The organism is Agrobacterium sp. 10MFCol1.1 (genome assembly GCF_000381165.1).
Taxonomy (GTDB): Bacteria; Pseudomonadota; Alphaproteobacteria; order Rhizobiales; family Rhizobiaceae; genus Agrobacterium; species Agrobacterium tumefaciens.
Genome location: NZ_KB906077.1, coordinates 304,030 through 315,366 on the forward strand (window position 1 = coordinate 304,030; position 11,337 = coordinate 315,366).

Genomic DNA, 11,337 nt, shown 5'->3' on the forward strand with positions numbered 1-11,337 from the left:
AATCTACACTCTGTTGCTAGGGTGTTCGATGGCGGCGTTTAAAAAGACTGGCCGATGCCAGCATAAATGCCGAAATTGTTGCCACCATCATATTTTTCAAGCGGCATGGCGACATCAAGACGCAAAGGCCCAAAGGGTGTTGCGTAACGCAAACCAATACCGGCGCCAGCCCGGATATCGGAGAAATCAGGGGTTACGCTGTCGGATACCACACCCGCATCGATGAAGGGCACGATTCCGATCGTATCGGTGACCTTGATACGGGCTTCGATGGAGCCAACCACGTAAGAGCGGCCGCCAGTTGCATCACCGGCTGCATTATAGGGCGATATTTCCTGGTAGCTATAGCCGCGGACGGATCCGCCGCCGCCGGCATAAAAGCGCCTTGTGGTCGGTATGTCCTGCAGATTGCTGCCGCCGACGAGCACGCCGCCGGAAAGCTTTCCGGCCATGATCAAGCGATCTTCGGCGCCGAGTCCCTTATAACCCGAAATAGAGCCTTCAAAGGAGGAAAAGAAAGTACCGTTCAGCGCTTCATAGCTGGGCTTGGCGGCCACCGATGCACGAAAGCCTTCAGTGGGGTTGAGCTTGTCGTCGCGCGTATCGCGAACGAATTCCAGCGGTATGGAGGTGGTCAGATATTTGTTCTTGCCGAATGCGTCTTCGGTATCTGCCCACTGCACCTCGAGACCGGCGGCTGCGGTATCGGTGTCGTTCAGCTCATAACTGAAACCGGCGGCTCCCGTTATGGTCTTGGCCTCATAGGTATCGGGATGTTCGGTCTTGGCGATCAGGCTGGTCTTGAATGTGGTGCGCGGGTTGAACATGCCGGGCTTTGTGAAGGTGATGCCCGCCGAATAGTCCATGCCTTCGACGCTCGATGCTTCGGCGATGCGTGAAACCGAACCCTCGATCCGCAGCGATTCCGCCTGCCCGAACAGGTTCCTGTGGCCCCAATACCCCTGGAGGCCAATGCCTTCCGTGGTGGAATATTGTGCGCCGACGCCGAAATAACGGTGCTTGCCCTCTGACACCTCGATGGTGAGCGGAATGGAGCCATCGCGTGACAGCGTTCCTGCTTCCTTGATTGTCAGGCTGGAAAAGACGCCGAGCTGGCGTAGCCGGTCTGCGGCCTTGCGCAGTTTTTCCGGGGAGTAGGGTTCGCCGCCATTGAGGCGCGAATAACGGCGGATGAAGTCGCCGTCGACGGTTTTTTCGCCGGTGACGGTGACCGCGCCGAGGGGTGCCACGGGGCCACCTTCGGCAGCCATGGTAATATCGACCGTGTTCGTCGCGTGGTTTGCAACGGCCTCGCGTTTCGTCAGCTTCGCAAGCGGGCGGCCTTCGGCTTTCAGATCATCGATCAGCTTGTTGCCGGCGCGGATGATTGCCAGAGATCCGGCATCGCCGCCGGTGACGAGACCGTATTCTTCAAGGTTGCGGCCCGTCACATCGCCCTCGAGCCTGATATTGCCGAGCGTGAAGACCGGGCCGGGGGTGACGGTTATGACCACCGGCACCGGAGCGGAGTGATCGAACACCGGATTGGGCGGCAGATCGTCCACATCCTTGCCGGCGACCGTGACCTTGACGATGCCGCCATATCGGGCGTTTTCGTAAAGCGCTGCGATCAGCCTGTCCCTGTCATCACGCGCCTTGATCAGGAGGCCGAGATCGCCGGAGGCCGGTTTGTCCTTGTCGGCCAGAAGAAGCGAGCTGTTTTCCAGGCTGCCTTTGAGAGATTTGTCTGCATCGGCAGCATTCAGCGTCACGGCATATTTGACCGGATTTATAACTTCGATCTCCGGTTCTTCCGAACCCCAGAGACGCACGCCGAACAGCTTGAAAGCAAAGGCATCGCGAGTAAACGCCGGGTACAGGGCGAACGTAACGGCAACCGCAAGAGCGGTGCCAGCTTTCCGATACGCAATACCTGTCTTCGGGTTAGTCCGTGTTCTTCGCATAAGCTGCTTTATGGTTGAGCATTTATTATGGCTCTGACCCGTTTCCTGTCCGTTAACAGTGCAGTTTAATCATAAATAAACGGCGTTGAGGACCCTTCGGACTGTGTTTTGCCCGCCTTAACGCAAAAAGCCCCGGATGACCGGGGCTTCTGTGCAACGGTATCTCGTGCAGCTATTAACGGCAACGCGCCGTGTAACGCTGACCGTACTGGTCGCGATAATAGCAATAGCCCGGTTCGGATGCATTGCCGATCAACGCGCCGCCAACGCCACCGATCGCCGCGCCCACTGCCGCGCCACGAACGTTGCCCGTGATAGCGCCGCCCAGGACCGCACCGGAAACGGCACCGATCGAAGCACCCTTTTCAGTCTGCGTGCAGCTTGCAAGCGACAGGCCGACCAGCGCAAATATGATTGCCTTTTTCATGAAACTCTCTCCAACGTTACAATGAGCTCTTCGGCTCGGTAGGCGTCCCATATTTATCTGCGGCGACTGCTACCTCCGACCGCCACAGATAACTAACAATTCGATACCGTTTAGGGAAGCCTCCTCTTTCAGGCGTTCTTCCGCGCGTAAATCGATTGCGTCCCAAACAACGGCGCCGTTTGAAAAAGGTTCCAAATTTCCGGGTTTTTTGATGTGAATCAATTTTGTACTTTTCATCGGCGTCTATAAACGGTTTATTGGAATGGTTCAAAACAACGGCGAATTGACGCAGACGTGGTTAAAGCAGCTCGCAAGGGTTGACGGTCCCGGTGTCGAGGCAGAAAACGATCTGGTCAATTCTGGAGCATGGCATGGACTTCGAGGCATTTTTTACGACGGAACTGCAGAGCCTGCATTCTGAGGGACGCTATCGCGTTTTTGCGGATATCGAACGCCAGCAGGGGAATTTTCCCCGCGCGACACGGTACAACGCCAATGGCGAGCGCAAGGACGTAACCGTCTGGTGTTCCAACGATTATCTGGGCATGGGCCAGAACCCCAAAGTCATCGAAGCCATGAAAGCCGCCATCGATCACTGTGGCGCGGGTGCGGGAGGCACCCGCAACATTTCTGGGACCAACCATCATCACGTCCTGCTGGAACAGGAACTTGCCGATCTGCACGGCAAGGAATCGGCGCTGATCTTCACGTCGGGTTACGTTTCCAACTGGGCGACACTCGGCACACTTGGCCAGAAAATTCCGGGCCTCGTCATTTTCTCCGATGCGCTCAACCATGCCTCGATGATCGAAGGCATCCGTTACGGCCGTTGCGAGCGGGTGATCTGGAAACACAATGATCTCGAAGATCTCGAGGCGAAGCTCAAGGCAGCCGATCCAAGCGCGCCGAAGCTCATCGCCTTTGAATCCGTCTATTCGATGGATGGCGATATCGCCCCGATCAAGGAAATCTGCGATCTTGCCGATCGTTATGGCGCCATGACCTATCTCGACGAAGTCCATGCCGTTGGCATGTACGGACCGCGCGGCGGCGGCATTGCCGAGCGCGAAGGCCTGATGGATCGCCTGACGATCATCGAGGGAACGCTCGGCAAGGCTTTCGGCGTGATGGGCGGTTATATTGCCGGGTCCACGGCGGTCTGTGATTTTATCCGTTCTTTCGCCTCCGGTTTCATCTTCACGACGGCCCTGCCGCCGTCGCTCGCTGCCGGCGCAATCGCCTCGATCCAGCATTTGAAGGCAAGCCCCTTTGAGCGCGCCCGCCATCAGGACAGGGTGCGCAAGCTGCGGGGGCTTCTGGATGCACGCGGCATTCCGCATATGGACAATCCCAGCCATATCGTACCGGTCATGGTGGGCGATGCCGCCAAGTGCAAATGGATTTCGGATATCCTGCTCGACAATCACGGCGTCTATGTCCAGCCGATCAATTATCCAACCGTGCCGCGCAAGACCGAGCGTCTGCGCATCACGCCGACACCGCTGCACACCGATGCCGACATCGAACAGTTGGTCGGCGCGTTGCACCAGCTCTGGTCGCATTGTGCGCTGGCGCGGGCGGTGGCTTAAGGCCGCAGTTCAAACAAGAGAAAATCTGGCCGCGTTTACGCGGCCTTTTCTTTGCTGGCGATCAGTTCCCGCGCGTGATTGCGGGCTTCCCCGTCCGCCGAAAATACGTCTTCAATGCTGTTGGCTGATCGGCCGTCATGCATGCGGTCCATGACCGTTTCGACGATTTCGGCCATATCGAGAAAACCGATGCCGCCTTCGACGAAGGCGTGAAAGGCGGTTTCTTCGGCGGCATTCAGGGCCGCGCCCTGCAAGCCTCCGCGCTCCAGCGCCGTGCGCGCCAGTCGGAGTGCTGGAAACCGGGTTTCATCAGGCGCTTCGAAATCGAGCCGCGCCAGCTTGGCAAAATCCAGGCGCTCGACATTGAGATTGCCGCGCTCAGGATAGGTGAGGGCATAAGAGATGGCGGTGCGCATATCGGGCGAGCCGAGCTGGGCGATATAGGAGCCATCCGTATAACCCACCATCGAATGTATGATCGACTGCGGATGAACGATCACCTCCACCTGCTCGGGCCTGAGATCGAAGAGATATTTCGCCTCGATCATTTCCAGCCCCTTATTGAACATCGAGGCGCTGCCGATCGATACCTTCAACCCCATCGACCAGTTGGGATGTGCGCGGGCGATATCTGCCGTGACATTGGCCATCTGCTCACGCGACCAGGTGCGGAACGGTCCGCCGGACGCGGTGAGTACGATGCGCTCCACGGCCTGTTTGTGATCGCCCGTCAGGCACTGGAAGATCGCGCTGTGTTCGCTATCGACCGGGATCAACCTGCCGCCGCCCTGTTTGACCGTGCGCAGGAAAACATCGCCTGCGGAAACGAGGCATTCCTTGTTGGCAAGCGCTATGTCTGCGCCGCGCCGTGCGGCTGTCAATGTCGGGGCAAGACCAGGTGTTCCGGCAATCGCTGCCATTACCCAGCCGGCCTCCATCGAGGCCGCTTCTTCGAGGCCGGATTTGCCCGCCGCAACCTCAATGCCGGTGCCGGCAAGGGCCGCTTTCAGCGCTTCGTATTTGCCATCCTCGGCGGTTACCGCAAGCTGCGCGCCGAATTCACGCGCCTGTTGCGCCAGAAGATCGATGTTTCCGGCGCCGGTGAGCGCCGTAATCTCGAATTGTCTGCGACCACCCAGCTGACGGACGACATCCAGTGTGTTCGTACCGATCGAACCCGTCGAACCCAATATCGTCAGCCTGCGTGGCATTTCACTGGTATCTGTCATCTTCCGTCCGTCGGTCGTTTCCGGTTGCCCGAAACCGATGCATAGTTTCTGGCGACATGCACTAGCCTCTACTCGTGAAAACCCGTCATAACAAGGACACAGCCGGGCTATTGTTTTTGCGGATGGCAAAGCCATATGCAAGAAAAACGATGAGAGAATATTGATGCGACGTTTTCTGGTTTCCAGCGGTTGGATTTTTGCGGCAAGCCTTGTGCTGGTTCTGGTCTTTATTCCTTTTGACCCACGCCTTTCGGAACATGCTCAAGCCCTGCCGGGAAGGATAGTTTCCTTCAATCGCTCCATTACCGATTTCGGTACTTTCAGCTGGATGCTTTATTCCACCGGCGCTCTTGCCATCCTCGCCTATGTCGGCGCGCGGGTCCTGCAGGCGCGGACCTACGCCGGGCGGCTGAGAACGGCATGGCGGCTTCTCGCTTACTTCTTCCTGACGATCGGAACGGCGAGCATATTGGTCCACACGCTGAAATTCCTGATCGGGCGGGCGCGGCCGGAGCTTTTTCTGGAAATGGGTGCCTATAGCCTCACGCCTTTTACCGGTGACAATCTTTATGAGAGCTTCCCGTCAGGCCATTCGACGGCTGCCGGAGCGTTTTTCGGTGTTTTCGCCATGCTGATGCCGCGCTTCCGCTGGGCGTTCCTGCTGCTTGCGCTTGTCATTGGTGTTTCACGCGTCATCGTCGGCGCGCATTATCCAAGCGATGTGGCCGCCGGGCTGTTGCTTGGCATGTGGACGGCCATGGCCTTCGCCTTTATCTTTGCCCGGTCCGAAATGCTTTTCCGTTTCGATGCAAATGGTTGGCCACAGCCGAAAAATGCAAACCTGCCGCCGGCGGATGCACGATAGAGACGTTTAACGGACAGGGGGGCGGTGATGGAAGAAGCGAAAGTCGTGCCGAAGAATGACGGCAGGGCCGTTCAGCACATCCGCACGTCCGTTGTCGTGGCCGGTGGCGGGCCGGCCGGCCTGATGCTTGGCCTTTTGCTTGCCCGCAGCGGTATAGACGTAACGGTTGTCGAGAAACATGGAGATTTTCTGCGCGATTTTCGCGGCGACACCATTCACCCCTCCACGCTTGAACTGATGGAGCAGCTGGGTTTCGCCGAGGAGTTCCTGAGCTTCCCGCATACGCGTGCGCCACGGCTGAACGCAGTCATCGGCGGCGAGCGTATCACGATCGCAGATTTTTCGCGGCTGCCGGTCCATCATCGTTTTATTGCCTTCATGCCGCAATGGGATTTTCTCAATTTTATCGTCGGCAAGGCCGGGCAATATGAGAATTTCCGGCTGCTGATGAATGCGCCGGTAACCGGCCTGATCGAGAGCGACGGGCGTGTTGGTGGCCTCATGGTCAATACGCCGGAAGGCCCAATCGAGATCGCCGCTGATCTGGTGGTGGGCGCGGATGGCCGCAACTCCATCGTCCGCGAGGCGGCGGGACTTGAAGTACAGCACTTCGGCATCCCGACCGAGGTGCTTTGGATGCGCCTTTCGAGACAGCCGGGTGATCCGGCCGACACCATGGGCCATGCGGGTTCGCGGCAGGGTTTCGTGATGATCAACCGCGGTGACTACTGGCAATGCGGGTACGTGGTGCGCAAGGGCTTTTTCGCTGACATGAAGATTGAGGGACTTGAAGCCTTCAGGAACCGGGTTGCGGAAATCTGCCCTTTCCCGCGCGAGAGGCTCGACGAAATTACGAGCTGGGATGACGTGCATCTGCTCACCGTCCGTATCGATCGGTTGAAGCGCTGGTGGAAGCCCGGCCTGATCTGCATCGGCGATGCGGCCCATGCCATGTCGCCCGTCGGCGGTGTCGGCATCAATCTTGCCATTCAGGATGCGGTTGCTGCGGCCAATGTTCTGGTGCCGGTATTCACATCCGGCCGGACCATTGCCGATGATGACCTCGCCGCCATAGAGAAACGGCGATCCTTTCCAACCAAGGCCACGCAATTCTTGCAGCGGATGATGCGTGTCGGTCGCAAGAAAGAGCAGACGGAAACGGCGGAAAAGCCGAAAGGCCCACCCGCCATCGTGCGGGCGATCATGCGGTTTCCACTTTTTGCCCATCTGACCGGCAGGCTGGTGGGGTTGGGCTTTCGTCGGGAAAAGATCGAGACGGTGTGACGCGGCTTAAACCGCGTTCACGATTTCCTTCGCATATTTCAGCCCGATAACGGCGGAACCAATCAGCCCCGGCTCGATCCGGCAAATGGCAGGCACGACGAGCGGCCTGTCGAAGCGCCTGAGAATGCGGCCCCTGACGGCTTCGTCCAGAGCTGTCACGAGTTCCCTTGAATTCGAAAGCCCGCCGCCGACGGGCACGATGGTTGCGCCGGTGACATTGATCACCATCGCCAGCGGCGAGGCGAGAATATCAATGAGTACATCGATGGTTCTTGCGGCTTGCGCATCGCCTGCCTGCCAGGCGGCAATAATATCCTCACTGGTCATATCCTGCCCGTGAAGATGCAGATGCAGCTTTTCCATGCCGCGCGCGCTGCCGATCGCGTCGACACAGCCGGTAAGGCCGCAACCGCATTCGAATCGCGGCAGCGATACCGGTGGATTGCCGGCCAATGTCGCGGCCACTGGCCCATGTCCCCACTCGCCAGCGAAGCCGCCGTCGCTGTTGATGAGCTTGCCGTCAATCACCAGCCCGCCGCCGACACCTGTTCCAAGGATAACGCCGAAGACGACGCGATGTCCTTGTCCGGAGCCAATTTCCGATTCGGCGATCACGAAACAATCCGCATCGTTCGAAACGATAACGGGAAGGTTCAGGGCTTTTTCCAGATCGTCTTTTAACGTTCTGCGGTGAATGCTGGGAATATTGGCGACTGTCGCCTTTCCCGTATCAAGATCGATGACGCCTGCGATCGACAGTGATACGCAGTCGGGTGTGCCGCCGCTGTTGTCGATGACGGATTTCAAGCCGGCAGCGAAGTCTTCGAAGCTGGTTTTGGGCGTTGGTATACGCGGTACGGGGCGAATATCGTCCGGGGCATGGGCAATCGCGCCCTTGATGGTCGTTCCGCCGATATCGAAACAAACGATCATGGTTCAGACTCCGGAACGTGTGGCATCGTAGATTTTTTCTCCGCCAATCCATGTTGAATGCATCTGGAGGTCTGGTGTCAGCATCACGAAATCAGCATCGAAACCGGCCAGGAGTTTTCCCTTGCCGGAGGCGCCGATTGCCTGCGCCGGATAGGCGGATGCCATTCGCAAAGCTTCTTCCAGCGGCATTTCCATCTTCTCACGCATGAAGCGGATGCAGGAGAGCATGTCTATATCCGCTCCCGCCAGCGTGCCGTCGGCCAATGTTAGCCGTCCACCGTTGCGATAGACGCGCCGGCCGTTCAGTTCGAAACCGTCATCATCCGTGCCGATGGTGGACATGGCGTCGGTGACAAGGAAGATGCGGGCCGGGCCATTCTTGGCGCGCAGCGCAATGCCGATTGCGGCCGGATCGACATGGAATCCGTCGGCTATAAGCCCGCAATGCAACCTGCCGTTCGAAAGTGCGGCCCCGACCAGCCCCGGCTCGCGGTGGCCAAGCGGGCTCATGGCATTGAAGAGATGCGTTACCATGGAAGCGCCTGCATCAGCATAGGCCGTCGCAACATCGAGACCGGTGTCGGTATGGCCGAGGCTGACGACGATGCCGGCGTCGCTGAGTGCTGCAACCTGCTCGACAGTAACATTTTCCGGGGCAATGGTTGTCAGCACGAAGGGGAGTTCCGCCCTGCAGCCCGTCAGGACCGCGAGGTCGTCTGTCTCCATCTTGCGGATCAACGCCGGATCATGCGTGCCCTTGCGCGCGACGGAAAGATGCGGCCCCTCGAAATGCAGGCCGAGGAAACCGGGCACATGCTCCTTGCCCGCGGCAATCCCCGCCTGCGCCGCCCTGAAAGTCACGTCCGACCGGTCGGTGATGAGCGTCACCATCAAAGCCGTCGTGCCGAACTGGGCGTGGGCGGAGCAGATGCGGGCAATGCCAGCCACATCCGGCTGGTTGTTGAACATGACGCCGCCACCGCCATTGACCTGAAGGTCGATGAAGCCCGGCGCGATCAACAGCCCATCTGTATCGATCACTTCGGCGTCGGCAGGCACGCTTTCCAGGACAGCGGCAACACGCCCTTCGCGGATCAGGAGCACCTTGTCATCATGCCATTCGGCGCCATCGAAAATGCGGGCGCCGACAAATGCCTTTATGCCGCTCATTGGGTCTCAGTTACCTTTTTCAATGCCACGGGAGCATCCGGGTTGAAGCCTCTTGCGCGCGACAATTGCTCGATGAAGCCGTAAAACGGTGCGATAAGCAGCAATGCATCGGTCAGGGGATGGTTGGTTTCCACGAAGGGCAAGGGCTTGGCCGGGCTACCCTTGGCGGATGTGACGAAAACATTGGCGCCTTTGTGGGCAAGGCTTGCGGCAATATCCGTAACGGAGGTCTCGGCGCGGTCGCGCGCGGCAAAGGCGATTACCGGAAATTTCGGTGCGACCAGCGAAACCGGGCCGTGCATGACTTCTGCCGACGAATAGGCTTCCGCGTGCAGCTCGCAGGTTTCCTTGCATTTCAGCGCGGCTTCCGCGGCAATCGCAAGGGCGGGGCCTCGGCCCAGCATATAAAGTGAATCCTCACCCTTCACAGCCTCGCCAATATGGCTCCAGTCAAGTGCGATCGCCTTGGCGAAATTCTGCGGCAGGGTGCTGACGGCCTTCGCGAGCAGGCTGTCTTCCGTCCATTCGGCAAGGATGGCCAGACCGGCGACAATGGAGTTGACGAAGGACTTGGTTGCGGCAACTGCCTTTTCCGGTCCCGCCTGGATGTCGATGGCGTGATTGGCTGCGTCTCCAAGGGGGGAGGGCAGGGTGTTCACGAGGGAGAAGGTAAGCGCTCCGCCCTTGCGGGCACTTTCCGCCAAAGCGACGATGTCAGGGCTTTTGCCCGATTGCGATACGGCGAAGGCTGCCGCCCGTTCCAGCCGCAGTTTCGTCTGGTAGATCGATGCGAGCGAAGGGCCGAGAGAGGCGACTGGAAGCCCCGTCTGTAACTCGATCGCGTATTTCAGGAAATGCGCGGCGTGATCGGACGATCCGCGGGCAATGGTGACGATAACGGCCGGGTCACGGGCTTTCAGCTTGTCTCCGGCCTGCCGGAAGTCGGCACTGGTATTGTCCAGCAGACGGGCGACGGCATCGGGAATCTCGTTGATTTCCTGGCGCATCAGGGTTGTCATCGTTTTCTGTCCTTGGTCGATGTGTTTCAGTCGGAGGTCATCGTCAGTTCGGCGACGAGATCGTAGGCGTCGCTGCGATAAAGGGCGCGCGATATTTCCATGAGGCGGCCGCTTTCGAGATAGGCCATGCGCTGGACGGAAAGTGCAGCAGACCCGGGGGGAACTCCAAGCAGCATCGTTTCCTCATCCGTAAGGTTGCGCGCAGAGATGCGCTGGATGGCGCGGACGGGGCGAATATCGCTTTTCGCAAGCTCCTGATAAAGCGAGTTTTCCACCAGCTGTGGGTCCGGCAGAATATCGCCCGGCAGGCTCGTGACTTCGAGCGCGATCGGCTGGTCGTTGGCAAGGCGCAGTCGCGTCAACCGGGCAACCATGGCGGATTGGGAAAGGCCGAGAGCCATCATTTCGTCACCGGTCGGATAAAACAGGCCTCTTTCAAGCCAGCGCGTGCTCGCCACCATTCCCCGGCGGCGCATATCCTCTGTAAACGAGGTAAGCTTGGTCAACGGCTGCTGCATACGGGTGATGGGTTTGACGACAAAGGTGCCCGACCCATGCCTGCGCACGAGAAGTCCGTCGCGAACGAGATCGTCCACAGCCTTGCGCACCGTGACGCGGCTGACGCAGGCGCTTTCGGCAATGTCGCGCTCGGGCGGCAGGGCATCGCCATGTTTGAGGCGGCCGCCATTGATGGCGTCTTCAATCGTCTGACGCAGTTTCAGGTAAAGCGGGCCGCCGCCTCCCGATTGCAGGTCGTCCAGATTAAGCGCTGCCCCGTTCATCCATAACCTCTGTCACAATCGATGTGGCGAATTCCGGCTATACCATATGCGTCACAATCGGCAATACCAAAATAG

The 11,337-nt window shown here is 58.9% G+C and carries 10 protein-coding genes; 3 read left to right on the forward strand and 7 right to left on the reverse strand.

Annotated features, from left to right (window positions below; genetic code table 11):
* Positions 1-38 precede the first annotated feature (38 nt).
* Entirely contained in the window at positions 39-1,964 is a 1,926-nt protein-coding gene (locus F617_RS0116720; protein ID WP_019566066.1) for an autotransporter assembly complex family protein, read from the reverse strand.
* Between the two features lie 175 nt (positions 1,965-2,139).
* The gene (locus F617_RS0116725; protein ID WP_003492347.1) at positions 2,140-2,391 is read right to left on the reverse strand and encodes a YMGG-like glycine zipper-containing protein; all 252 of its coding nucleotides are present in this window, start codon (positions 2,389-2,391) and stop codon (positions 2,140-2,142) included.
* Between the two features lie 371 nt (positions 2,392-2,762).
* Between F617_RS0116725 and hemA the strand changes: the two genes are divergently transcribed.
* Positions 2,763-3,980 carry a 5-aminolevulinate synthase gene (gene hemA, locus F617_RS0116730; RefSeq protein ID WP_019566067.1) on the forward strand — a complete coding sequence of 406 codons (1,218 nt, stop codon included), beginning with the start codon at positions 2,763-2,765 and terminating at the stop codon, positions 3,978-3,980.
* Positions 3,981-4,015: 35 nt separating this feature from the next.
* Here hemA and dxr read toward each other — a convergent pair whose 3' ends face one another.
* Entirely contained in the window at positions 4,016-5,209 is a 1,194-nt protein-coding gene (gene dxr / locus F617_RS0116735) for a 1-deoxy-D-xylulose-5-phosphate reductoisomerase (RefSeq protein ID WP_026330906.1), read from the reverse strand.
* Positions 5,210-5,372: 163 nt separating this feature from the next.
* Here dxr and F617_RS0116740 point away from each other — a divergent pair, with 163 nt between their 5' ends.
* Positions 5,373-6,074, forward strand: coding sequence for a phosphatase PAP2 family protein (locus F617_RS0116740; RefSeq protein WP_019566069.1), 702 nt, complete (start codon positions 5,373-5,375; stop codon positions 6,072-6,074).
* 27 nt (positions 6,075-6,101) lie between these two features.
* A complete protein-coding gene (locus F617_RS0116745; RefSeq protein WP_019566070.1) occupies positions 6,102-7,358 on the forward strand; it encodes an FAD-dependent oxidoreductase in 1,257 nt (418 codons plus the stop codon).
* A 6-nt stretch (positions 7,359-7,364) separates the two neighbouring features.
* On the opposite strand, the gene F617_RS0116750 is transcribed toward F617_RS0116745, so the two are convergent.
* The 4 genes from F617_RS0116750 to F617_RS0116765 are packed head-to-tail and all read right to left on the reverse strand — an operon-like array spanning position 7,365 to position 11,262.
* Positions 7,365-8,291, reverse strand: a complete 927-nt coding sequence (locus F617_RS0116750; protein WP_019566071.1) for an ROK family protein — start codon at positions 8,289-8,291, stop codon at positions 7,365-7,367.
* Between the two features lie 3 nt (positions 8,292-8,294).
* Positions 8,295-9,461 (reverse strand): N-acetylglucosamine-6-phosphate deacetylase, encoded by a 1,167-nt coding sequence (gene nagA / locus F617_RS0116755; protein ID WP_019566072.1) that lies wholly within the window; start codon positions 9,459-9,461, stop codon positions 8,295-8,297.
* Positions 9,458-10,480, reverse strand: a complete 1,023-nt coding sequence (locus F617_RS0116760) for an SIS domain-containing protein (RefSeq protein WP_003516766.1) — start codon at positions 10,478-10,480, stop codon at positions 9,458-9,460. The genes nagA and F617_RS0116760 overlap by 4 nt, the downstream gene beginning before the upstream one ends.
* Positions 10,481-10,506: 26 nt before the next feature.
* Complete coding sequence (locus F617_RS0116765; RefSeq protein WP_003516768.1) at positions 10,507-11,262, reverse strand: GntR family transcriptional regulator; 756 nt, start codon at positions 11,260-11,262, stop codon at positions 10,507-10,509.
* Positions 11,263-11,337 lie beyond the last annotated feature (75 nt).